Source organism: Peribacillus sp. NPDC097284 (assembly GCF_044761765.1).
Classification (GTDB): Bacteria; Bacillota; Bacilli; order Bacillales; family DSM-1321; genus Peribacillus.
The window spans coordinates 87,155-109,954 of sequence record NZ_JBIWCZ010000001.1 but is presented as its reverse complement, the minus strand read 5'-3'; the positions used below and the strand labels follow the sequence as shown (position 1 = coordinate 109,954).

The following is a 22,800-nucleotide window of genomic DNA, read 5'->3' as shown; positions in this document are numbered from 1 at the left end:
GGGTATGACTCCCGGAATAAAAAAAAGCTATCCAACCGTAGGTGTACGGAAAGGATAGCTTTGCAGAGAAATGATTGCTAGTCTTTAAAGGGTGTTCAGGTTAGATTTATTCCCGGTGGTTTGCATATTTGCTTGCTTTGGTGAGTTGCTTCAACAGATCAAGTTCATCTTTTGAAAGAGAAGGGCTGTTGGCAGCCTGACAGTTTTCGCGAAGCTGTTGCACCGTGCTCGCCCCGGCTACGGCAGATGCAACGCATTGGTTCGATAATACATATTGCAGAGCCACAGCATTCAGCTTCTTGCCGGAAATCTCCTCTTTTAATTGTGGAAGTAAGTCCTTGAGTGCTTGATAGCTATAATCGAGGTAGCCGTCCTCACTAGCCTTGTTAAGCATTTTTTCACTTAGCAGCCCTTTGGCGAGAGGCCCCCGAGCAATGATGCTGACCTGCTTATTTTCCAAAAGTGGCATCCACTCTTCCGGACGGCGGTCCAGAAGGCTGTACTGCATCATCACGGAATCAATATCTGAATTCTCGACAAATGCCTTAATTACATTGGGCCGAATCGATGATATTCCATAGTACCGAATCAAACCTTCTTTTTTTAAGTCCTCAAAGGCTTCAATCGTTTCCTCCAAATTATCTTCAATCGTACCGCCATGCAGCTGATAGAGGTCAATATAGTCGGTGCCTAGTCTCTTTAGGCTGTCTTTTACGGCCGTCTTGATATAGTCACCGGATGGATCCCAGCTCCAGCCTTCTTTATTCTCCGTCCAGCGGTTTCCGACTTTCGTTGCTATGTACACTTGATCGCGAACTGGCTTTAGGCTTTCTCCCACAATTTCCTCGTTCACTCCAAAATCATATAAGTCAGCGGTGTCGAAGTAATTGATGCCTTCATGTAAAGCAGCCTTCACAATTTCGGCTGCCTTTTTTTGATCGGTTCCCAAAGACATGCATCCAAGTCCAATTTCGGATACAAGCAAATCCGAATTTCCTAATCTGCGTTTTTTCATGTTATCCTCTCCTTTATATCTTCATTGTAAAGGAGGAATCATTTTCACTCAAAGATTTCACTTGATCCTTTTTAAGGGGTGAGGTTCTTGTCGATGGATATCTGCAATCCAGTCATTGACATAAACATAGTCACTTTGTAGACTTTTGAGTTTTTGAACAATCTCCCAACTCTTTCCGGAGAAAACAATGCCATTTTCGAACACATGAATTTTCATCAAATCGCCCTCCATCCCTAGTATGGTAAAATGTATGAAGAATCATGCTGTAATTAGAACAGAGGAGTGGACAAGTTGAAAAAATTCGAAGAGAAAACATTATCAAGCAAAAAGATATTCACGGGTAAAGTAATCAATTTACAAGTGGATGATGTCGAGCTTCCTGATGGGAAAACGAGTAAACGAGAAATCATCAAGCATCCCGGGGCAGTCGCAATCATCGCTCTTACAGCTGAAGATAAGATCATCATGGTCGAACAGTACCGTAAAGCGTTGGAGAGAAGCCTGGTTGAAATTCCAGCAGGTAAGCTTGAAAAAGGGGAGGAACCCGTTCGGTCGGCAGAACGTGAACTTGAGGAAGAGACGGGCTATGAATGTGAAAGAATGGAGCATATCATCTCTTTTTATACGTCTCCAGGCTTTGCGGATGAGCTAGTCCATCTCTATTTGGCCCACAATTTGAAAAAGAAAAAAGATGCGGCACCATTGGATGAAGATGAGTTTGTCGAGGTGATCGAGCTGACATTGAAGGAAGCTCAAAACTATCTGGATGAAGGGAAGATCCAAGATGCCAAAACGGCCTACGCCGTACAATATTTGCAGTTGAAAAAGGCGTTGAATGAATAAATGAAAGAATACTATGCTGATTTCCATATTCATATCGGCAGGACGAGAAGTGGGAAGGCGGTTAAGATCACCGGAGCTAAAACGTTGACCTTCAGCAACATAATCGAAGTGGCAAGCGAACGAAAAGGACTCGATATGATAGGGGTTATAGACTGCCATTCTCCTGAGGTTATTGAAGAGATAGAAGCTGGAATTCACAATGGGGAAATTACGGAAATGGAGGGTGGCGGACTTCATTATCGGAACCTCACCATCATCCCAGGGTCGGAAATTGAAATATATGACCACAATTGCCATGGACCGATTCATGTTCTTGCCTATTTTCCAAATATGGAAGTGATGAAGAGGTTTTCATCATGGATGAGTAATTATGTGAAAAATATTACGTTGAGTTCCCAGAGGATTTATTGTGACGGGCGAAAGTTGCAAGAAACCGTCAAATCCCTTGGAGGGCTGTTCATCCCTGCGCATGTTTTCACCCCCTTTAAAAGCTTGTACGGTAAAGGCGTAAAGGAAAGCCTGGCGGAAGTGTTCGATCCGAAGCTCATTGATGCCATCGAACTTGGTTTAAGCTCGGATACCTATTTGGTGGAGGACATAAAAGAATTGAAATCGTATACCTTCCTGACGAATTCGGATGCCCACTCCCTTGGAAAGATAGCCCGTGAATATCAAATGCTATTGCTTCAAGAACCGAGTTTTACAGAGTTGGAAAAAGCGCTTAAGGAAGAAGAAGGTCGTAAAGTGACAGCCAATTATGGATTGAATCCCTTATTGGGTAAATATTATCAAACCGTTTGCGGAAGTTGCCTTCATAAAATGGCCATAAATGCTGAGGCATGCAGTGAATGCGGAGGCAAGAAGATCATTAAGGGAGTTTCCACACGTATTGCCGAATTATCCGTTTCTGGAAAAGGGGAGGAAAAGAGGTCCCGACCGCAGTATATTCATCAGGTTCCGCTTGATTTCATTCCGGGCCTTGGCCCGAAGTCCATGGACAGACTGCTGGGGGCCTTCGGAACAGAGATGAATATCCTTCATGAGGTGACTCTCGAACAGCTTTCAGAGGTCGTTCCATTGAAATTAGCCCACTTTATAGATTCCGCAAGAAAAGGGATATTGGGTTTTGATGCAGGAGGAGGCGGCAAATATGGGAAAGTTAAGATGTGATAACACAGGCTTTCCCGATATAAGCTTTTCAAAAGGCATTTCTAGATGGAAGTGCCTTTTGTGCTTGTTATAGATATCACTTGGTAGCCATTAGTCTTTTTGTGAAATAGAAAAGGGATTCATTTAACACTTTGTATAATGACTAAAAAGCCAGGAAGTTACACAATAGGAATAGGAAATAAATCATAATAAGGAAGTGACACGAATATAGGCGCAACATGAAGGCGTAAACTCGCGACTGAAATTCCGAGTTTAATTATCTGAGTATTTTGTGAGTTTGTGGGTGACGGATTACATAAAGGAAATGCTTCACCCCTACATTATATAGTAAAATCTCGAACAATTAGGAGGAGTTATAATGACTGAAACAATAAAAGTAAAAGAATTATCTCATTTTATAGGCGGTCAAATGGTTGCAGGACAAAACGGGAGATTTTCGGATGTATTCAATCCTTCAAGTGGAGAAGTCATTGCGAAAGTACCGTTAGCTTCGATTGAAGAAGTAAAGGGAGCCATTGATAAAGCCAAAGCTGCATTTCCCGCTTGGCGTGACATGTCCGTAGCAAGGCGTGCGGATATAGTGATCAAGTTTCGTAACTTGCTTACGGAACATACAGATGCCCTAATTGATCTGATTTGTACAGAAAGCGGTAAAACGGCAGAAGATGCAAAGGGCGAGATTACCCGTGGAATAGAATCTGTGGACCTTGCCATTGGAGCGCCCCATTTAGTGAAAGGGGAATATTCCGTCAACGTCGGTGGACAGATCAATGTCTATTCGGCGAAGTACCCACTTGGCGTCGTAGCAGCCATTTCTCCATTCAACTTCCCAATCATGGTGCCACTGGCCCAGACGAGCATGGCAATTGCTGTAGGCAATGCAGTCATTCTGAAAGCTTCGGAGCGAGTTCCGATGACAGCTTTATTCGTGAGTGAATTATGGAAGAAAGCAGGATTGCCGGACGGTATTTGGACCGTTATCAATGGTGATAAGGACGCTGTCAATGAATTATTGAGAAATCCAGAAGTGGAGGCAATCTCCTTCGTGGGCTCTACGCCGGTGGCTCAATATATTTATGAGACGGGAGCGAAACATGGTAAGCGTGTGACGGCTCTTGGTGGCGGGAAGAACAATATGGTTGTCATGCCTGATGCGGATTTAGAACAAGTGGCAAACTCTTTTATTGGAGCTGCATATGGAGCTGCATCCCAGCGTTGCATGGCCATTTCAACGCTCATGCCTGTTGGAGAAGAAACAGGGGATCGTTTAATAAAGATTTTAAAAGAAAAAATCGGCGCATTGAAAGTGGGCTCTTACACAGACCGGGAAGTTGACTTCGGACCTGTTATATCCCAACAATCAAAAGAGTCGGTAATTGCTGCGATTGACAAGAGCATTGAAGAAGGTGCAACGGTAGTGTGTGATGGACGGGAATTAGACATCGTGAAAGAATCCAGTGGTTTCTTTGTCGGCCCGACATTAATTGACCATGTAAAGCCAGGAATGGATATATATGAACAGGAAGTGTTCGGACCCGCCCGTAATGTTGTTCGGGTCGCTTCACTAGAAGAAGCGATTAAGCTGATCAACGAACATGAGTTAGGGAATGGTGTCACCATTTTCACCAATGATGGAGCGGCAGCTCGGAAATTCACAACGGAAATAGACGTTGGGATGGTAGGAGTTAATGTCCCGATTCCAATCCCTGTCGGCTACCATAATTTTGCTGGATTTAAAGGGTCTAGATTCGGTGAAGGTCATATGTTCGGACCAGACCAAGCCCGTTTCTTTACAAAAACAAAAACTGTCTCAGAACGATGGTTGACATCGTCCGCCAATACGGGGTCGACATTTGCCTTTCCAAGCAATAATGATTGAAGATTGAAATACAAAGAATCCCTGAAACTATTTTAGGGATTCTTTAGGTCCTTTTAATGAAGCTTCATAGAAAGAGAGTTAATTGGAACGTAAAGTATGGAAAGCCAAAGAGGATTAGTTTTGCTTTTTAAAGCTAATGGAGAGAGTCCTGACAGGGAAATCTGATGCTGCCAGGGCTCTTTTTAGTTTATTGTTTTTGCATAAATGCAAGTGTCTCGTAATGTCTTGCCGTCGGCGCTTAAAGCATCATTATGTAAAATCCCTTCCAGGGTAAATCCAAGCTTTTCAGGAATCCGTTTGCTGGTAAGATTGTTGGGATCACAACGGATTTCAATTCTCTTGGCCCCATAATGATTAAAGGCGAATCTTGTTAACCTTTCTACCACTTCAGTTATATATCCTTTGTTCCTGTATTCCGTATCGATCCAATAACCGATTTCAAACTTGGGGATGTCCCAGTTAATTCGATGGAGGCCAGTGGAGCCTATGAATTGACCGTCTTCTTTCCTATAAATATGGAGTCTAATATCTTCTTTTAAGATAAAATCAGCATATGCTTTCAGGACATTCTTTTCTGAAGCTTCTATTGATGGTTCTTGCTGGGCAAACGGAAGCCATGTCTTCAACTCGTTTCGTGAACGGACTATGGCTTCATATACGTCAAGTCCATCTCCCGGTAGGCAAGGTCTTAAATATAAGCGAGAAGTTTCAATTTTTTCTGGAAAATCCATTAGTATAGCTTTCATATTACCCCTCCAAACAACTTTATGGAAAATTATAACACGTCTTTTATGAAAAATGTTCTACGACTCTGTAAATTACGCTTGAATCCTTGTCATAAATAAAACAGAAAAAACATAGATTCTAGTAAGTGGAGTTGGGAGGATAGATAAAAGATGAAAAATAGATCTGCCATACAAAATGCTGTAAGGAAACATGTTAACGAACATTCCTCATTATACGTTTTTATCACTGTACTCTTTTTAATGGGTGTCATTTTTGGTGCTGTTCTCGTAAACAGTTTGAGCTTTACTCAAAAGGAAGATTTGTTCTATTATTTATCACAATTCTTCGGACAAGTTTCCAAAGGGGAATTTGCTTCTTCACACGATATGTTCAGTCAAAGTCTTATGCATAACCTTAAATATATTGGGGTCATCTGGATTCTTGGGGTTTCGGTTATCGGTTTGCCAGTGATATTAGTACTGTTATTTGTAAAAGGCATGGTTGTGGGATTTACGGTCGGATTTTTAGTCAATCAAATGGGGTGGAGTGGATTCCTATTATCATTTGTGGCAATCCTACCGCAAAATATATTCATTGTCCCGATCTTTATCGTGATCACGGTTCTGGCCGTATCGCTATCCATGAAGATGATCAGCCGCATTTTTCTTAAACAGGTTCGGGAGCCTTTAAAGCCGATTATTTCCCGCTATGTTTTTTCCTTAATCTTGTCTGGGGTATTTTTAATTGCAGCAGCTGCATTTGAAGCATATTTATCCCCTTCCTTAATGAAAAATGTCGTAAGCTTCTTGGGGTAATGAAGGGTAGCTACGCATTCATCATGATTTTTTTGCTATTAATAAGGAAATCTATTTTGACAGTTTTCCCTCATTTGATATAATGTATAAGATAGCGGCGCGGGAGGGAATATTGGTATGGAAATAGAAAATAGAATTGATAGAATAAAAAAGCAGTTGCACTCGTCCAGCTACAAATTAACGCCTCAGCGAGAAGCGACCGTCCGCGTTTTACTTGAGCACGAAGAGGATCATTTAAGCGCAGAAGACGTTTACCTCCTTGTCAAAGAAAAGTCGCCGGAAATTGGATTAGCAACGGTATACCGTACGCTAGAGTTGCTGACTGAATTGAAAATAGTAGATAAAATTAACTTTGGAGACGGAGTTTCCCGTTATGATTTAAGACAAGAAGGCGCAGCGCATTTCCATCATCATCTGGTTTGTGTGGAATGTGGAGCGGTAGATGAGATCCAACAAGACTTACTTGAAGACGTGGAAGCCATTGTCGAGCGTGACTGGAACTTCAAGATAAAAGACCATAGATTAACCTTTCATGGCATTTGTCATCGATGTCATGACAAAGTCGAAGATAAAGATGAATAAAGTCGGACCTTCTCCCCTACCTGGAGAAGGTTTTCTGGTTTTAAAAGAAAATAGTTTGCCTGTTTAACCTGGGTTAGAAATAGATAGAACTTTTTTTCCTCTTCTTTACCGAAAGATGTATAAAACTTGTCCCGATGGGCATAGATTGATACAAAGTGCTCGGATAGGGAGGGGAAAGCATGAAAACGTCATTGAAGCTAGTTTTACATACAGCTAAAGTGATGATACTCTTCGTTAGCTTCACTGTTCTTTTTTACATAGGAATGGTATGGTTAAATCAGGAATATCATAGTTATCATCGGTACGATGAACCAAAAGGCACAGCTGTCAAAGTATCAAAAGCTGTTGATACAGGTGATGATGCATGGTTTGAACGCTTAATGTTGTTTTATTTAAACGGGGAGTAATGAATATGGAGAATCAAATTAAGGATTTCATTCATTTTTTGACCATTGAAAAGGGTCTTGCCAAAAACACACTCGTCTCGTATGAACGTGACTTGAAATCATATTGGGCCTATTTAATGAATGTAGAAATGATTACCGATTGGAATGACTCACGTCGGGCAAACATCTTACACTTTCTTGCTCATTTGAAAGACCAAGGGAAATCGTCGAAAACCATTGCCCGTCATATTGCTTCAATCCGATCCTTCCATCAATTTCTCCTTCGTGAAAAGGTGACTGACCAGGATCCAGCTCTACATATAGAAACACCCAAACCTGAAAGAAGCCTTCCAAAGGTGTTAAGCATGGAAGAGGTGGAAGCCTTATTGGAAGCCCCAAAGGTAATGAACGAATATGGATTACGTGACAAAGCGATGCTTGAACTGATGTATGCGACAGGAATGCGTGTCAGTGAATTGATATCAATGGATGTGAGCGATGTACACGCGACGATGGGTTTTGTCCGTTGTATCGGAAAAGGGGATAAAGAAAGAATCATCCCTATCGGACAAACAGCACTGGGGGCCATCGGGAATTACTTGGATAGTGCCCGTGGTAAATTTGCCAGTCCAAAGCATCGGACGGATTCACTTTTTTTGAATCACCATGGAAACAGGTTGACGAGACAGGGATTTTGGAAGATCTTGAAAAAACTCGTGAAAGAGGCGAGAATCGAGAAGGAAATTACACCGCATACACTAAGGCATTCTTTTGCCACACATCTTTTGATGAATGGAGCAGATTTACGGGCCGTTCAGGAGATGTTGGGGCATGCGGATATTTCGACGACTCAAATCTACACACATATTACGAATGTTCGGATAAAAGATGTATATTCTAAATTTCATCCAAGAGCTTAGGAGATTAGTAGATTGAAAGTGTAGGAGGAAAGACCTCCTGCACAAGTAATGGTGAATCAGCCATCAGGAATAGGTGGCCCAATTTATTGGACCTTGATAAGCTGGAACTATAAAAAATCCTTTTTTAAAATTATGTGTCTGTTTTTCTATATAAAGATAAAGGTACATAACAATTGTCTAAACCGATTGGTATCGTTTACAATAAAGAGGTCAGACTTCTGACGTTTCGATTCTTTGTTGATTATGGTAGGTTAAGTGGACAATAAACGGGGAATATAAAAGGGTATAATACTATTTACTGGAGGGAATTAGCATGGAAAAAAATTCAGCATTTAAACGCATTTTTGTAGTTGTCATGGACTCAGTTGGGATTGGCGAAGCACCGGATGCAGATTTATTCGGTGATAAAGGAGCGGATACACTTGGCCATATCGCTGAGAGAATGAATGGATTGAACATGCCGACTCTTTCTAAAATGGGTTTAGGCAACATCCGTGACATTAAAGGTATCGCAAAAACAGAGCAACCGATTGCTTACTATACTAAAATGAAAGAAGCGTCAACAGGAAAAGATACGATGACTGGCCATTGGGAAATAATGGGTCTTAACATCACAACACCATTTCAAGTATTTCCGAACGGTTTCCCTGAGTTATTAATCAATGAACTTCAAGCGAAGACGGGACGTTCAATCATAGGGAATATACCTGCAAGCGGAACGGAAATCATTGAAAGACTTGGCGAAGATCACATGAAAACGGGAGCTTTAATTGTGTATACATCCGCTGATTCTGTTTTACAGATTGCCGCTCATGAGGACGTAGTCCCATTAGACGAGTTATATAAAATTTGTGAAATTGCACGTGAGTTGACGATGGCTGATGAATTTAAGGTTGGACGCGTTATTGCAAGACCTTTCATTGGAGAGCCAGGAAGCTTCAAAAGAACACCTAACCGTCATGATTATGCATTGAAGCCATTTAACAGAACGGTAATGGATGAAATGAAAGATGCTGGGTTGGATGTTTTGGCAATTGGGAAAATCTCGGATATCTTTGATGGTGAAGGAGTCACCGAATCATTACGTACAGTCTCCAATATGGACGGAATGGATAAATTAATCCAAACCATCGATCAAGACTTTAAGGGATTAAGCTTCTTGAATCTAGTGGACTTCGATGCCTTATATGGTCACCGTCGTGATCCGGAAGGCTACGGAAAGGCTTTGGAAGAGTTCGATGCTAGAATGCCTGAAGTGATAGAGAAGCTGACAGAAGATGACTTGTTGATCATCACAGCCGACCACGGGAATGATCCGATTCATGAAGGTACAGACCACACTCGTGAGTATGTTCCATTATTAGTTTACTCAAAACATTTCACAAAAGGCACGGAGTTACCAGTAAGAGATACTTTTGCTGATATTGGTGCAACAGTTGCCGCTAACTTTGATATAAAGATGCCTACATATGGGAAAAATATTTTAGGCGACGTGAAATAAGGGAGGGTAAATATGTTTAATAGCATTGAAACAGCTGCTGAATTTATAAAGAATAAAGTGGAAGGGACTCCAGATATAGGCTTGATTCTTGGATCTGGTCTTGGGGTATTGGCAGATGAAATTGAAAACCCGATAATTATCCCTTATCATGAAATCCCGGAATTTCCCGTCTCGACTGTAGAAGGACATGCAGGTCAGCTTGTCATCGGAAATCTGAGTGGCAAACAGGTTGTAGCCATGCAAGGTCGTTTCCATTTCTATGAAGGATACTCAATGGAGAAAGTCACTTTCCCGGTACGTGTGATGAAACTGCTTGGTGTTGAAACATTAATCGTAACCAATGCTGCTGGAAGTGTGAATGAAAGCTATGCACCGGGAGATCTGATGATCATTACGGACCATATCAATTTAATGGGAACTAACCCATTGATTGGTGCGAATGAAGACCGCTTTGGTCCTCGTTTCCCTGATATGTCAGAAGCTTATAATAAAGAATTGCGGGCAAAAGCTAAGACGATCGCTTCTACGCTGGGCTTGGATGTAAAGGAAGGCGTCTATATTGGGAATTCTGGGCCGACCTATGAAACTCCGGCAGAAGTAAGGATGGCAAGAGTTCTTGGTGGGGATGCAGTGGGCATGTCCACTGTTCCGGAAGTTATCGTTGCTAGACATTGTGGGATGAAAGTACTCGGGATATCTTGCCTTACAAACATGGCTTCTGGTATTTTGGACCAGCCCCTGTCACACGTGGAAGTTATTGAAACGACAGAAAAAGTAAAAAGCAGTTTTCTGGAGTTTGTTAAGTCGATTGTTAAAGATTTATAAATCGGATTTAAAATAATACAAGTACAGTCGAAACTAAGGCTGTCTTTAAAGAATGGGGAATGACTTATGAGAATGGTTGACTTAATCGCAAAAAAACGTGATGGAAAGACACTTTCCACTGAAGAGATTCAGTTTATTGTGGAAGGCTTTACAAATGGAACGATTCCTGATTATCAAATGAGCGCATGGGCAATGGCAATCTATTTTCAGGAGCTGAACGAGCAGGAGCGTGCTGATTTAACGATGGCCATGGTAGAATCCGGTGATCAAATAGATTTATCGATGATAGAGGGAATTAAGGTCGATAAGCACTCTACAGGTGGCGTTGGTGATACGACCACACTTGTTCTTGGACCATTAGTGGCAGCTGTAGGCGTTCCAGTGGCAAAAATGTCAGGGCGTGGCCTTGGCCATACAGGTGGAACCATCGATAAATTGGAATCCGTTAAAGGGTTTCATGTGGAAATTGAAAATGATGAGTTCATTGAACTTGTCAATAAAAACAAGATAGCCGTTATTGGTCAAAGTGGTAATTTAACTCCTGCAGATAAAAAGCTTTATGCATTGCGTGATGTAACGGCTACCGTCAATAGCATCGGGTTGATTGCTGGTTCCATCATGAGTAAGAAAATAGCTGCTGGTGCAGATGCGATTGTTCTTGATGTGAAAACGGGTGCAGGTGCATTCATGAAGACACTTGAAGATTCCGAGAAACTGGCACATGCAATGGTGAGCATAGGAAATAATGTCGGCCGTAATACGATGGCAGTCATTTCAGACATGAGCCAGCCTCTTGGTTACGCAATCGGGAACGCTCTTGAAGTTAAAGAAGCGATTGATACGCTTAAAGGTGAAGGTCCGGAAGATTTAACGGAACTATCTTTAACGTTAGGAAGTCATATGGTGTACCTTGCTAAAAAAGCGGGCTCCCTTGAAGAAGCCAGAACCCTGCTTGAAAATGCAATCAAGGATGGTTCAGCGCTTCGTTCATTCAAAATCTTCTTGGAGGCACAGGGAGGAGACGGCTCAGTTGTAGAACAGCCAGAAAAACTTCCACAGGCTGCATACACTTTTGAGCTTGAAGCTAAAGAAGACGGATATGTATCGGAAATCGTTGCTGATGAAATCGGTACGGCTGCCATGTTATTAGGTGCTGGACGTGCTACTAAAGAATCGGAAATTGATTTGGCTGTAGGTCTTATGCTTCGTAAGAAAATCGGTGAAACCGTGGCTAAAGGTGAATCACTTGTAACCATATACAGTAACTTTGAAGATGTTTCAAAAGTAAAAGAGAAATTATACGAAAACATTACAATTTCCAAGGAAAAAGTTGAAAAACCAACGTTGATCTATAAAGAAATCATGGAATAATGATTCGCCAAGCAGGTCACTCTTTTTAAAAGAGTGACCTTTTTTTACGTTCAGCATAATTTTATTCAGGCAACAATGTCCTCTGTTTTTGTATATTCCTCATTAAAACTGTCCTCTCCCTTTTTAAATAATAATTCCACCAACTTATTTGTATAAAAATGGCTTATATGGAAAAAATGGAATATATAAAGATTGGAGGCTATGGAGATGAAGCGGATTCTTTCTCTATTTTTAATCGTGTTACTAGCAACTGGCTTTAGCATCCCGCATACTCAAGCATCAGAAAAAAAAGGTGTCAACTTAGCGGAAAATGCAAAATCAGCTATTTTAATTGAACGGGATACAGGTACAGTTTTGTATGATAAAAATGCAGATGAACGTCTTTCGCCTGCTAGTATGACGAAGATCATGACGATGCTCTTAATCATGGAAGCCATCGATAAAGGTGAACTCAACATGAAGGATAAAATCAGGACGAGTGAGTACGCTGCATCGATGGGAGGTTCTCAAATCTTTCTTGAATTAGGAGAAGAAATGACAACCGAACAAATGCTTAAAGGGATCTCGATCGGTTCTGCAAATGATGCATCGGTCGCTATGGCAGAGCATCTTGCTGGATCCGAAGAAGAATTCGTCAAACGGATGAATAAGAAAGCAAAAGACCTGGGATTAAAGAACACGAAATTTCAAAATGCAACAGGCTTACCAGTTAAGGACCATTACAGCTCGGCACATGATATGTCCATCATGGCAAAGGAATTGTTGAAATACGACATGATTACAAGATTCACGGGTACATACGAGGACTACCTCCGTGAAAATACAGATAAAAAATTCTGGCTTGTGAACACGAATCGACTAGTGAAATTTTACCCGGGAGTCGATGGATTAAAAACAGGGTTTACGAATGAAGCCAAGTATTGTCTGACAGCTACGGCGAAAAAAGGGAATATGCGTGTTATTGCTGTGGTGTTCGGTGCGGCTTCTCCAAAGGAAAGAAATGCCCAGGTAACGAAAATGCTTGATTATGCCTTTTCACAATTTATTACCTATCCGATTTACAAACGAGGAGAGGTCTTGGGCGAATCGAAAGTAAGCAAGGGCAGCAAAAAGATGGCAGTAGGGGTAACAAGTGAACCAATATCTGTTTTGACGGCCAAGAGCGGTGCGGCAAAAGACTTTACGAAAAAGGTTATTCTCGATAAAAACCTAAAGGCTCCCATTCAAAAAGGAGATCAAATAGGAACGCTCCAATTGATTAAAGACGGAAAAGTATATGTCGAATCACCGATTGTTTCAAAGGAAACTGTTGAAAAAGCCAGTTGGTGGCAACTGTATAAACGGGCATTCGGCATGTTTACACAAACGAAATGATTAACTTGTCGGAAAGGCGTGTAAATATACTAGTTTAGGCGAATGGCCACTAGTTTTGCCAGGAAGAAGGAATCTGAAGATTAAACAGAGAATTTGACTCATTATAAGACAGTGAAGGAGGCTGTATATAGTGAGTCTTACGATTGATATGGAGGCGAAGAGTAGAATATTATGCATTCGTCTCAAAGGTGATTTAGATCATCATACAGCAGAAAAGTTAAGAAAACAGGCAGAGGCGGCCATTCAAAAGCATGATATCCAACATATCATCCTTAACTTGGATGAACTGCATTTCATGGACAGTTCTGGATTGGGCGTAATTATCGGTCGGTATAAACAGGTACATCAGAAAAATGGTGAGATGGTTGTCTGTGCAATTTCTCCAGCAGTAAAGCGGTTATTTGAGATGTCAGGTTTGTTTAAAATTGTTAAACTAGAATTATCCGAACAAAACGCTTTGCAAAGACTGGGGGTTGCCTAACATGAAAAATAAAATGGAAACGAAATTTTCAGCACTTAGCCAAAATGAATCATTCGCAAGGGTGACGGTTGCGGCATTCATTGCTCAATTAGATCCCACGATGGATGAATTGACAGAGATTAAGACGGTCGTTTCTGAAGCGGTCACGAATTCAATCATTCATGGATATGAAAACGATCCGGAAGGGTGGGTCTACATTTCTGTAGTCATCGAAGGAGATACGGTCGAAGTGACAATTCGTGATGAAGGATTGGGCATTGAGGATGTTGAAGAGGCTAAGCAGCCACTATTCACGACGAAACCCGAACTTGAACGATCCGGCATGGGATTTACGATCATGGAGAACTTCATGGATGAGATCCATATCATTTCGCATAAGGGCGAAGGAACGATCATTCGATTAAAAAAGCACTTAACTACAAGCAGAGCTTTGTGCAATTAAGGGAGACTTGCATATGGATGTGGAGGTTAAATACGAGAAGAGCAAGAAAGGCCAGACCCATTTAAAAGATGAGGAATTGCGTAGGTTGATTAAACTCAGTCAGAGTGGGGACCAGGATGCAAGGAACTTAATTGTCAACAGCAATCTAAGGCTTGTATGGTCCGTTGTCCAAAGGTTCCTCAATCGTGGCTATGAACCGGATGATTTGTATCAGATTGGCTGCATCGGGTTATTAAAATCAGTTGATAAATTTGACTTAACGTTTGAAGTGAAATTCTCGACGTATGCTGTCCCCATGATCATTGGTGAAATTCAACGGTTTATCCGTGATGATGGTACTGTGAAAGTAAGCCGTTCTTTAAAGGAAATGGCGAATAAAATCCGTCGGGCCAGAGAAGAACTTTCAAAAACGCACGGTCGTGTTCCGACTGTCAATGAATTGGCAGAACATCTTGAATTATCACCTGAAGAAATTATCATGGCCCAAGAAGCTAGCCGTAGCCCTTCTTCCATTCATGAAACGGTTTATGAAAATGATGGAGACCCAATTACTCTTCTCGACCAGATTGCCGACCATAATGATTCATCGTGGTTCGACCAAATCGCTTTAAAAGAAGCCATCCAAGAATTGAATGAACGGGAAAGGTTAATTGTTTTTTTGAGATATTATAAAGACCAGACTCAGTCGGAGGTCGCCGTTAGGCTAGGAATATCACAAGTTCAAGTATCACGGTTGGAGAAAAAAATCCTTCAGCAAATGAAAGACCACATGAATCGTTGATTCATGTGGTCTTTCATTTGCTGGGAGAAAAAGTGGGATTTTGGAAATAGTAAGGAAGTGAAGGGGAAGTGTGCCACACAACATTTGGTAGGAATGTTGAAAAGGAAATATATATTTGTGAAAAAAGAAGAAAAACGAATTTTTTAGTTGAATTTGAAGTTAAAAACGAATATTATAGTAAAGGTCGCTGGTTTCATTCGGATTTAAAACTATTTTCATAAGGTTTTTATCTCGTTGAAATTTGAAAGATGAAAGATGAAGTATTAATGCAAGGTCACCTTTGTGCAAGCGATTGAATGGTGTTTCCTTAATATATGGAGGTCAGAAAAATATGTTTTTAGAAAAGTTTTTTTCCTTAAAAGCAAATGGGACGAATGTTCGCACTGAAATTATGGCAGGTGTTACGACATTCTTCACCATGGTTTATATTATTATTGTCAATCCTGCTTTATTATCTTCAATAGGAATACCATTTGAACAGGTCTTTATGGCGACCGTCATTTCTGCAGTCCTAGGTACCTTAATTATGGGATTATTAGCGAAGTATCCGATTGCCGTTGCACCAGGTATGGGGCTGAATGCTTATTTTGCCAGTGTGGTAGGTGCACACGGTCTTTCTTATCAAACAGTTTTTGGTACAGTTTTCATAGCAGGTCTATTATTTATTCTGGTAAGTGTTACGAGCTTGCGCAAAATGATTATTGATGCCATCCCAAATTCGTTGAAATTTGGAATCACATCTGGTATTGGTCTATTCATCGCATTTATGGGTTTGAAAAATGCGGGGATTGTCGTACCGAATGAAGGAACCATGGTTTCACTCGGGGATTTACACCAACCAGGCACCGTTTTGGCCCTTATAGGTTTATTATTCACTCTAATCTTGATGTCTCGGAATGTTAAAGGAGCTATCTTCATTGGCATGATTGTTACAGCAATCATTGGTTACTTTATGGGGATGCTGAAATTTGATGGAATTCTATCAACACCACCTTCACCGGTCTTTTTCGATATTGATATTGCTGGAGTATTTAGCAATTCTTTATATACTGTCGTATTTGCCTTTTTACTTGTAACGATATTTGACACGACAGGTACATTAATTGGAGTGACGGAACAAGCGGGATTAACGAAGGATGGAAAGATCCCTCGTGCTAAAAAGGCCTTCTTGGGAGATGCTATTGCCACGACGGTTGGCTCGTTGTTTGGAACAAGCCCATCAACCGCTTATGTTGAATCGAGTACTGGAGTAGCAGCTGGGGGACGTACGGGCTTAACGGCCACGGTCGTTGCCATCTTATTCGCTCTTTCCATTTTCTTTTCTCCATTAATAGCGGCCATTTCCTCCGTTTCTGCCATCACGGCACCTGTATTGATAATTGTAGGTTGCTTGATGATGGAAGGTCTTGCGAAAGTGGATTGGAAAACATTTGATGAAGCTTTTCCGGCATTTGCAATCATATTAACGATGCCGCTTACTTCAAGCATATCGACAGGGATTGCAATGGGGTTCATTACCTATCCTTTGATGAAATTCTTCAGTGGAAAAGGTAAATCCGTTCACCCGCTCATTTATATTTTTGGCGTGGTTTTCTTGATTCAAATGATCTTCTTCCCAACTCATTAATTTATAAATATTTTACAAAAAGACATGCTGATATCCGGCATGTCTTTTTTTTATTTCATTTCTTTGAATTAGTAATATTTGGACATCATTTTCTTTCTGCATTTTCACTCTGTTTCCAATCCATACTACTATTATAAGGAAATAAAAGGTCGGGATGTGAAAAGTGATGGCAGTCATTTACACCAGAATGAGGAACCGGGTGCATGTAAATGTAAACCAAAAGGTAAGAATAAAAGATATTGCAAAAATTATTGGTCCTGAAGAATTGGTTTCTAGTATTGAAGGGGCCCTTTTATTAACGGTGAATAGTGAAGATAAGAATATCATTATCATCGATTTGGCCCAACTCATCATGGCCATACAGGCAATCGATCCACATATCGAAGTGGAGACATTTGGTCCCTCCCAGACAATCATCGAAGTCATTTATCCCAAAAAGAAAATGTCTTTCGTTACTTTCGCCGTTATCTGGTTGCTTATGTTCATTGGAGGGGGTATTACCATCATGAATTTCCATGTGGATGTAAGTATGGGAGAAGTTCATCAAAAACTCTTTACGCTAATAACAGGAAGGGTTGATGAAAAGCCTTTGTTGATCCAAATACCCTATAGTTTCGGTATTGGGATTGGAATGATTTTGTTTTTTAATCACTTCTTTAAAAAACGCTTTAATGAAGAACCTAGCCCACTCGAGGTTGAAATGTTCAATTACCAGCAGGATTTAGATCGGTACGTCATTATGAATGAGAATAATGAGAGCGTGCGTCATCTCGATGACAGGTAATATCATTTTCGGGATTTTTGTTGGGCTAGCCGGCGGTGTCGCTACAGGTGCTGGTTTTGTAGCTTTTCTGACTGTACTTGGTGTCATACCAAGGCTGACACAGCTGACAAAAACGTTAAAAATGGTTCGGTATTATGAAGTGGCCATAATTTCAGGAGTGGTCGGAGGAACATGGTTTGGCCTACAGGGGACGACCTTTGCTCTTCCTTCTTTCTTATTAATTCCAATCGGACTTGCGGACGGTATTTTTAATGGAATGCTTGCAGCTGCACTGACTGAGGTGTTGAATGTTTTCCCGATCTTGTCCAAACGAGTAGGCATACAAGATAAAATCATTTATCTGTTAATGGCACTAGTGTTAGGTAAAATAGTTGGATCCTTATTTCAATGGATTTATTTTGTCGATTTATAAGAACGACCATACGCATACCTGATGAAAGGAAGGCTCCTGATGGTGACCAAACGAAAAGTGATATTGATAACAGATGGAGATGTATATGCAAATCGTGCTGTTGAGCTAGTTGCAAGAGAAATCGGAGGGCGCTGCATTTCAATGTCACAAGGGAATCCGTCCCGTTATACAGGTTTGGAGCTGGTAGACCTTATAAAGAAAGCGAAGAATGACCCCGTGTTGGTCATGTTCGATGATAGTGGCTTCATGGGTGAGGGATTCGGTGAAACGGCGATGAAGGTGGTTGCAAGCCATCCTGACATCCATGTCCTGGGCATCATAGCCGTTGCTTCGAAAAGTAGAAGGGAAGAGTGGACTAAGGTGGATGTCTGTATCGATAGGGATGGGCAGTTGACGGAAAATGGGGTGGACAAATTCGGAGCCCAGGAATTTGAGATAGGGAAGATAACCGGGGATACGGTGTATTGCATTGATGAGTTAAAAGCTCCGATCGTTGTAGGCATTGGAGACATTGGAAAAATGTCACACCAGGACGACTTTAAAAAAGGAGCACCAATCACAAAACTTGCTGTGCAAATTATATTGGAAAGGAGCGGTCTTGATGGCATCAGAGGATAAACAAAATATGAAGCCCATTCCGACTAACGTGGTGGAAGTCGATACTTTCATGGAAAAGAGGGTCGGTCTGGGTGTCAGTTTTGATTTAGGCGTAAGGAAAATAAAAGTTTTAAGAAAAGAAGTTCACCTTTATTATGTGAATGGACTTACGGATACGGAATTCATCATTGAACTTCTTAACTCGATGGTCCATTCTCAAAATACTGAAATAAAAACGACAAAAGTATTTGATTTCATGAAAAATTTACTCGTTCACCAATCTGTGGAAGAAATACGTACGATGGATGAGTTGGTTGACCAAGTCCTTTCCGGTTTAATCGTCATTGTGATGGATGGATACGATATAGGGTTGGTTGTCGATGTCAGGAGTTACCCTGGACGACAGCCTGAAGAACCCGATACAGAAAAAGTTGTCCGTGGTTCTAGGGATGGATTTGTAGAAAATATCATTGTAAATACAGCCATCACTAGACGGAGAATCAGGGATGAGAGATTACGTTTCGAAATCATGAAGGTCGGCGAACGCTCTAAAACGGATATTGCGATAGGGTATATTAAAGATATAGCGGACCCGGGTTTAATTGAAACCGTTCGTACGAAATTGGAAGATATAAAAATAGATGGGCTAACGATGGCGGATAAAACGGTAGAAGAATTTATCGTTAAGCAAGGATATAATCCATATCCTCTTGTCCGATATACAGAGCGTGCTGATGTAGCCGCAACACACTTACTGGAAGGCCATGTACTAGTCTATGTGGATACCTCACCTAGTGTCATCATCACCCCTGCTCCCCTCTTCCATCATATGCAGCATGCAGAAGAGTACAGACAATCCCCCGCTGTTGGAACAATGGTACGGTGGACCAGATTTCTCGGGATAGCCGCTTCGTTATTTTTGCTTCCATTGTGGTTGTTGTTTTGTTTAGAGCCTGACTTCCTTCCGGATAAACTGGAATTTATCGGGCCAAATGAAAAAACGCATATTCCGATTGTTGTCCAAATTTTCATTTCGGATATCGGGATCGAATTTTTACGGATGGCCGCCATCCATACCCCGACCCCACTTTCAACTGCAATGGGATTAATTGCTGCGGTCTTGATCGGACAGATTGCTATTGATGTAGGGTTATTTGTGCCGGAAGTCGTTCTTTATGCATCGGTTGCGACCATTGGGACATTTGTCACCCCAAGTTTGGAATTAGGGGTTGCCAATAAACTGTCTCGATTAGCTTTGATCGTTTTGGTTGCCTTGTTCAAGCTGCCTGGGTTAATCATAGGAATAACGCTATATATCATTTTATTAACGAGCATAAAAGCATTGAATACACCCTATTTATGGCCGTTAATCCCGTTTCAACCAAGAGCCTTGTCACATATTATATTAAGAAGACCTTTTCCAGGTTCCAGAGAACGGCCGAGTATCGTCCATCCACAGGACAAATACAGGCAGCCTAGGAAATCTTAAGGTTGATGTTGTCGAAAAGTTGTGTTAATTTAATTTTATTCGAATAAAGCAGTAAAGTGGCTTCACAAAGAGTTTGGGCTCTTTGGAGTTAAACCAATCTGATTTCGAACTACGCAATTATATTTAATGGGAACGTGTAGAAACAGGTAAATAAGAATAGTAAACGAGGAATTTGGATGAGGAGATTTAAAGGGATATCATCCTTTTCGAGGAACCTCTTACGATCCCTCACTTCATTTAACCGTAAGTTTGGATCAGGAAGGTGAGACTATTATGCATTTGTTTGGGACTAGTCATGTAAATGACCGTGGACATCTACAAATTGGCGGAGTGGATACTGTTAAGTTAACAGAAAAATATGGTACGCCGTTATATGTCTATGATGTAGAGTTAATACGCGAACGGGCAAGAGGATTTAAGCGGACATTTGAAGAATTGGGAATACCGGCTCAGGTGGCGTACGCAAGTAAAGCATTTTCATCCATTGCCATGATTCAATTGGCCGAACAGGAGGGCTTGTCACTCGACGTGGTCTCAGCGGGGGAATTATATACAGCCATCAAGGCTAATTTCCCAACCGAACGTATCCATTTCCATGGGAATAATAAAAGTGTCGAAGAGTTACATATGGCACTAGATTACCAAATAGGGTGTATTGTGGTGGACAACTTTTCTGAATTGACACTACTTGAAGAAATCTGTTCAAACCGAGAAGAAAAGGTCAGAATTCTTTTACGTGTGACACCTGGCATTGAAGCGCATACACATGATTATATTTTAACAGGGCAGGAAGATTCGAAATTTGGTTTCGATCTAATTAATGGTCAGGCGGAAGGCGCCCTTAAACAGGCGTTAAAAAGCAAGTGGCTTGAAGTGCTCGGGTTGCACTGCCATATAGGTTCCCAAATCTTTCAAACCACTGGCTTTCTTTTGGCCGCCCAAAAAATCATTGGCAAGCTAAGAGAGTGGCATAAAGCAATTGGTTTTCAGCCAAAGGTGCTAAATTTAGGCGGAGGCTTCGGAATCCGTTATACAGAAGAAGACGATCCGCTTCCAGCATCTCAATATGTAGAAGAAATCGTGAGGGAAGTGCAAATACAGATTGCCCAGTCTGATTTAGAAATGCCGGAGATTTGGATTGAACCTGGTCGCTCCTTGGTCGGAGATGCAGGTATCACCTTATATAAAGTGGGTTCAGAAAAGGAAGTGCCGGACGTCCGCAAATACCTAGCTGTCGATGGGGGCATGAGCGATAATATTCGTCCAGCCTTATACGAAGCGAAGTACGATGCGGTACTAGCCAATCGCCCACTTGATCCAGTGGAGGAGACGGTTGCTATTGCCGGGAAATGTTGTGAAAGCGGCGATATGCTGATTTGGGATTTACCCTTGCCAAAAGCTGGACGAGGAGATATTTTAGCTGTTTTCTGTACAGGGGCTTATGGGTATTCCATGTCTAACAATTATAACCGGATTCCGAGACCGGCGGTGGTTTTCGTTGAAAACGGGGAAGCGCGTTTAGTCATCAGGCGTGAAACCTTCGATGATCTTATCCGTCATGATTTAGCTTTTCACGAAGCGGTTGGTTTGAATAAAGAATAATCAAAAAGAGGATGTAACTCCTTTTTTAAAATAGTAAAAGGCAGAAACGTGATGAACGTTTCTGCCTTTTGCTATTTATTTACCGGTGGTACTTCTAGGTACCGCCATTTTATTGTGAATCAGCTAAAAAAAGATTTGATAGCATCTATTAGACTATTGAAGACATCCTTTAATTTATCTAGAAATGATTGTCCTTCTTCAGATTCAAGGAAGTTGGACAATTTATCTTTAGCTTCTGTCAATTGGTCACCAACGGCGTTCCAATCAATATTCAATTCTTTTAATTTATTGAATAGATCGATCAGGCTTTGAATTTGCCCTTCATTTAAGACTAGGCCAAGATCATTTGCAGCGGATTCTACGATCTTACGAACATCCTCTGTAGTGGCAGGAGGGTTGTCTGCCATTTTCTCTTTGATTTTCGTTACGAGTGCAGAAGCCTCTTCCGTACCGATTTCATCTCCCAATTCAGCAGTGGTGACCATTTCTTCATTGGCAGCCTGTTTTACATCTTCGGAGATTGCTTTATCAGAAGATAATTCATAGGCTTTAATGACACCTGTTAAGGCAGCTGTACCGGAAACTGGAATAGGTGCTGTGACATAAACGGTAGCATCTTTAACCCCAGCAGTCGCAAGGGCATTGATATACATTTCATCAGTTACCCAATTAATGTTCTTGGATTCCAATTTTAGGCCTGTGCCTTTTTCCTCAAGCGTAATGGCAGAAGAGGATATAGCTTTTGTACCTATTAATCTGCTAGCTATATAATCTCCCAAATATTCATGTTCTTCCGCATTGGTGACTGTCAGGACCTCCACATCGTCAGGTGCTTTCATTTCTGAAAGGAGCATGCTTTTTTGTTCTTTAGACAAATTTTCTCCTAGTGTAACGATCATATCGCCAACTGCGGCATCCGCAAAGGCCTTATAAGGCAATAACAGACATAATAAAATGGTCACAATGACCCATTTTTTTGGACTTTTCATGATTTTCCTCCTTAACTTTTCCTCTGTTCTTAATAGATTATAACCTACTGATAGGGTTACATTAGATTGGACGAATCGAAGCGAAAAAAAGATACAGTTTTTATTAATTTTTTTCACCAAAAATTAGTCCCTATTAAAGTAGCTGAACGATCTTCCATCATTCGTAATGAAGATACAGGCCATGAAACC

General features: G+C 41.1%; 24 protein-coding genes. 20 read left to right on the top strand and 4 right to left on the bottom strand.

The genetic code is table 11. The features are described 5' to 3' along the window. Positions 1 to 106 precede the first annotated feature (106 nt). Positions 107 to 1,015: an aldo/keto reductase gene (locus tag ACIQXU_RS00590; protein WP_402869309.1), complete on the bottom strand. Its 909-nt coding sequence runs from the start codon at positions 1,013 to 1,015 to the stop codon at positions 107 to 109. A 57-nt stretch (positions 1,016 to 1,072) separates the two neighbouring features. Further along, positions 1,073 to 1,231, bottom strand: coding sequence for a Z-ring formation inhibitor MciZ (mciZ, locus tag ACIQXU_RS00585; RefSeq protein ID WP_402869307.1), 159 nt, complete (start codon positions 1,229 to 1,231; stop codon positions 1,073 to 1,075). Between the two features lie 75 nt (positions 1,232 to 1,306). On the opposite strand from mciZ, the gene ACIQXU_RS00580 reads away from it, so the two are divergent. The 3 genes from ACIQXU_RS00580 to ACIQXU_RS00570 all read left to right on the top strand — a co-directional run bounded on the left by ACIQXU_RS00580 (position 1,307) and on the right by ACIQXU_RS00570 (position 4,907). Beyond that, entirely contained in the window at positions 1,307 to 1,858 is a 552-nt protein-coding gene (locus ACIQXU_RS00580) for an NUDIX hydrolase (protein ID WP_402869305.1), read from the top strand. Beyond that, a complete protein-coding gene (locus ACIQXU_RS00575; protein WP_402869303.1) occupies positions 1,859 to 3,028 on the top strand; it encodes an endonuclease Q family protein in 1,170 nt (389 codons plus the stop codon). A gap of 358 nt (positions 3,029 to 3,386) precedes the next feature. After that, positions 3,387 to 4,907: a CoA-acylating methylmalonate-semialdehyde dehydrogenase gene (locus tag ACIQXU_RS00570; protein WP_402869301.1), complete on the top strand. Its 1,521-nt coding sequence runs from the start codon at positions 3,387 to 3,389 to the stop codon at positions 4,905 to 4,907. Positions 4,908 to 5,089: 182 nt separating this feature from the next. On the opposite strand, the gene ACIQXU_RS00565 is transcribed toward ACIQXU_RS00570, so the two are convergent. After that, the gene (locus ACIQXU_RS00565) at positions 5,090 to 5,653 is read right to left on the bottom strand and encodes a GNAT family N-acetyltransferase (RefSeq protein ID WP_402986131.1); all 564 of its coding nucleotides are present in this window, start codon (positions 5,651 to 5,653) and stop codon (positions 5,090 to 5,092) included. Between the two features lie 150 nt (positions 5,654 to 5,803). Here ACIQXU_RS00565 and spoIIM point away from each other — a divergent pair, with 150 nt between their 5' ends. From spoIIM to lysA, 17 genes are all read left to right on the top strand, one after another. Then, positions 5,804 to 6,448, top strand: coding sequence for a stage II sporulation protein M (gene spoIIM / locus ACIQXU_RS00560; protein ID WP_402956628.1), 645 nt, complete (start codon positions 5,804 to 5,806; stop codon positions 6,446 to 6,448). 123 nt (positions 6,449 to 6,571) lie between these two features. Continuing rightward, positions 6,572 to 7,030, top strand: coding sequence for a ferric iron uptake transcriptional regulator (fur, locus tag ACIQXU_RS00555; RefSeq protein WP_402869878.1), 459 nt, complete (start codon positions 6,572 to 6,574; stop codon positions 7,028 to 7,030). A 179-nt stretch (positions 7,031 to 7,209) separates the two neighbouring features. After that, entirely contained in the window at positions 7,210 to 7,437 is a 228-nt protein-coding gene (locus ACIQXU_RS00550; protein ID WP_402869295.1) for a YqzK family protein, read from the top strand. Positions 7,438 to 7,442: 5 nt separating this feature from the next. Beyond that, on the top strand, positions 7,443 to 8,336 hold the full coding sequence (gene xerD, locus ACIQXU_RS00545; protein WP_402869293.1) for a site-specific tyrosine recombinase XerD: 894 nt from the start codon (positions 7,443 to 7,445) through the stop codon (positions 8,334 to 8,336). 313 nt (positions 8,337 to 8,649) lie between these two features. Then, positions 8,650 to 9,837, top strand: coding sequence for a phosphopentomutase (gene deoB, locus ACIQXU_RS00540; RefSeq protein WP_402986129.1), 1,188 nt, complete (start codon positions 8,650 to 8,652; stop codon positions 9,835 to 9,837). 12 nt (positions 9,838 to 9,849) lie between these two features. Beyond that, entirely contained in the window at positions 9,850 to 10,662 is an 813-nt protein-coding gene (locus ACIQXU_RS00535) for a purine-nucleoside phosphorylase (protein WP_402869290.1), read from the top strand. Between the two features lie 66 nt (positions 10,663 to 10,728). Next, positions 10,729 to 12,033, top strand: coding sequence for a pyrimidine-nucleoside phosphorylase (locus tag ACIQXU_RS00530; RefSeq protein WP_402869288.1), 1,305 nt, complete (start codon positions 10,729 to 10,731; stop codon positions 12,031 to 12,033). Positions 12,034 to 12,240: 207 nt separating this feature from the next. Further along, entirely contained in the window at positions 12,241 to 13,407 is a 1,167-nt protein-coding gene (locus ACIQXU_RS00525) for a D-alanyl-D-alanine carboxypeptidase family protein (RefSeq protein ID WP_402956634.1), read from the top strand. Positions 13,408 to 13,537: 130 nt separating this feature from the next. Next, the gene (gene spoIIAA, locus ACIQXU_RS00520; RefSeq protein ID WP_402869284.1) at positions 13,538 to 13,888 is read left to right on the top strand and encodes an anti-sigma F factor antagonist; all 351 of its coding nucleotides are present in this window, start codon (positions 13,538 to 13,540) and stop codon (positions 13,886 to 13,888) included. 1 nt (position 13,889) lies between these two features. Then, positions 13,890 to 14,330 (top strand): anti-sigma F factor, encoded by a 441-nt coding sequence (spoIIAB, locus tag ACIQXU_RS00515; RefSeq protein WP_402869282.1) that lies wholly within the window; start codon positions 13,890 to 13,892, stop codon positions 14,328 to 14,330. Positions 14,331 to 14,343: 13 nt separating this feature from the next. Beyond that, positions 14,344 to 15,111 (top strand): RNA polymerase sporulation sigma factor SigF, encoded by a 768-nt coding sequence (gene sigF, locus ACIQXU_RS00510; RefSeq protein ID WP_402869281.1) that lies wholly within the window; start codon positions 14,344 to 14,346, stop codon positions 15,109 to 15,111. Between the two features lie 331 nt (positions 15,112 to 15,442). Next, positions 15,443 to 16,738: an NCS2 family permease gene (locus ACIQXU_RS00505; protein ID WP_402869279.1), complete on the top strand. Its 1,296-nt coding sequence runs from the start codon at positions 15,443 to 15,445 to the stop codon at positions 16,736 to 16,738. Positions 16,739 to 16,904: 166 nt separating this feature from the next. Continuing rightward, positions 16,905 to 17,522, top strand: a complete 618-nt coding sequence (locus ACIQXU_RS00500; protein WP_402869277.1) for a stage V sporulation protein AA — start codon at positions 16,905 to 16,907, stop codon at positions 17,520 to 17,522. Then, positions 17,512 to 17,934 carry a stage V sporulation protein AB gene (locus ACIQXU_RS00495; RefSeq protein WP_402869275.1) on the top strand — a complete coding sequence of 141 codons (423 nt, stop codon included), beginning with the start codon at positions 17,512 to 17,514 and terminating at the stop codon, positions 17,932 to 17,934. The genes ACIQXU_RS00500 and ACIQXU_RS00495 overlap by 11 nt, the downstream gene beginning before the upstream one ends. Positions 17,935 to 17,973: 39 nt before the next feature. Beyond that, positions 17,974 to 18,552 carry a stage V sporulation protein SpoVABEA gene (spoVAEA, locus tag ACIQXU_RS00490; protein ID WP_402869273.1) on the top strand — a complete coding sequence of 193 codons (579 nt, stop codon included), beginning with the start codon at positions 17,974 to 17,976 and terminating at the stop codon, positions 18,550 to 18,552. Beyond that, positions 18,536 to 20,020: a spore germination protein gene (locus ACIQXU_RS00485; RefSeq protein WP_402869271.1), complete on the top strand. Its 1,485-nt coding sequence runs from the start codon at positions 18,536 to 18,538 to the stop codon at positions 20,018 to 20,020. The genes spoVAEA and ACIQXU_RS00485 overlap by 17 nt, the downstream gene beginning before the upstream one ends. 273 nt (positions 20,021 to 20,293) lie before the next feature. Continuing rightward, a complete protein-coding gene (lysA, locus tag ACIQXU_RS00480; protein WP_402869269.1) occupies positions 20,294 to 21,622 on the top strand; it encodes a diaminopimelate decarboxylase in 1,329 nt (442 codons plus the stop codon). A gap of 119 nt (positions 21,623 to 21,741) precedes the next feature. Here the strand turns inward: lysA and ACIQXU_RS00475 are convergent, their stop codons facing one another. Continuing rightward, complete coding sequence (locus tag ACIQXU_RS00475) at positions 21,742 to 22,611, bottom strand: DUF1002 domain-containing protein (protein ID WP_402869268.1); 870 nt, start codon at positions 22,609 to 22,611, stop codon at positions 21,742 to 21,744. Between the last annotated feature and the right edge of the window lie 189 nt (positions 22,612 to 22,800).

Excerpts from the sequence above, each read along its gene's own strand:
- ACIQXU_RS00590 (WP_402869309.1), bottom strand. The coding sequence starts at position 1,015 with ATGAAAAAACGCAGATTAGGAAATTCGGATTTGCTTGTATCCGAAATT.
- mciZ (WP_402869307.1), bottom strand. The coding sequence starts at position 1,231 with ATGAAAATTCATGTGTTCGAAAATGGCATTGTTTTCTCCGGAAAGAGT.
- ACIQXU_RS00575 (WP_402869303.1), top strand. The coding sequence starts at position 1,859 with ATGAAAGAATACTATGCTGATTTCCATATTCATATCGGCAGGACGAGA.
- ACIQXU_RS00570 (WP_402869301.1), top strand. The coding sequence starts at position 3,387 with ATGACTGAAACAATAAAAGTAAAAGAATTATCTCATTTTATAGGCGGT.
- ACIQXU_RS00565 (WP_402986131.1), bottom strand. The coding sequence starts at position 5,653 with ATGAAAGCTATACTAATGGATTTTCCAGAAAAAATTGAAACTTCTCGC.
- spoIIM (WP_402956628.1), top strand. The coding sequence starts at position 5,804 with ATGAAAAATAGATCTGCCATACAAAATGCTGTAAGGAAACATGTTAAC.
- ACIQXU_RS00550 (WP_402869295.1), top strand. The coding sequence starts at position 7,210 with ATGAAAACGTCATTGAAGCTAGTTTTACATACAGCTAAAGTGATGATA.
- xerD (WP_402869293.1), top strand. The coding sequence starts at position 7,443 with ATGGAGAATCAAATTAAGGATTTCATTCATTTTTTGACCATTGAAAAG.
- deoB (WP_402986129.1), top strand. The coding sequence starts at position 8,650 with ATGGAAAAAAATTCAGCATTTAAACGCATTTTTGTAGTTGTCATGGAC.
- ACIQXU_RS00535 (WP_402869290.1), top strand. The coding sequence starts at position 9,850 with ATGTTTAATAGCATTGAAACAGCTGCTGAATTTATAAAGAATAAAGTG.
- ACIQXU_RS00530 (WP_402869288.1), top strand. The coding sequence starts at position 10,729 with ATGAGAATGGTTGACTTAATCGCAAAAAAACGTGATGGAAAGACACTT.
- ACIQXU_RS00525 (WP_402956634.1), top strand. The coding sequence starts at position 12,241 with ATGAAGCGGATTCTTTCTCTATTTTTAATCGTGTTACTAGCAACTGGC.
- spoIIAB (WP_402869282.1), top strand. The coding sequence starts at position 13,890 with ATGAAAAATAAAATGGAAACGAAATTTTCAGCACTTAGCCAAAATGAA.
- sigF (WP_402869281.1), top strand. The coding sequence starts at position 14,344 with ATGGATGTGGAGGTTAAATACGAGAAGAGCAAGAAAGGCCAGACCCAT.
- ACIQXU_RS00505 (WP_402869279.1), top strand. The coding sequence starts at position 15,443 with ATGTTTTTAGAAAAGTTTTTTTCCTTAAAAGCAAATGGGACGAATGTT.
- ACIQXU_RS00500 (WP_402869277.1), top strand. The coding sequence starts at position 16,905 with ATGGCAGTCATTTACACCAGAATGAGGAACCGGGTGCATGTAAATGTA.
- ACIQXU_RS00495 (WP_402869275.1), top strand. The coding sequence starts at position 17,512 with ATGACAGGTAATATCATTTTCGGGATTTTTGTTGGGCTAGCCGGCGGT.
- spoVAEA (WP_402869273.1), top strand. The coding sequence starts at position 17,974 with ATGGTGACCAAACGAAAAGTGATATTGATAACAGATGGAGATGTATAT.
- ACIQXU_RS00485 (WP_402869271.1), top strand. The coding sequence starts at position 18,536 with ATGGCATCAGAGGATAAACAAAATATGAAGCCCATTCCGACTAACGTG.
- lysA (WP_402869269.1), top strand. The coding sequence starts at position 20,294 with ATGCATTTGTTTGGGACTAGTCATGTAAATGACCGTGGACATCTACAA.
- ACIQXU_RS00475 (WP_402869268.1), bottom strand. The coding sequence starts at position 22,611 with ATGAAAAGTCCAAAAAAATGGGTCATTGTGACCATTTTATTATGTCTG.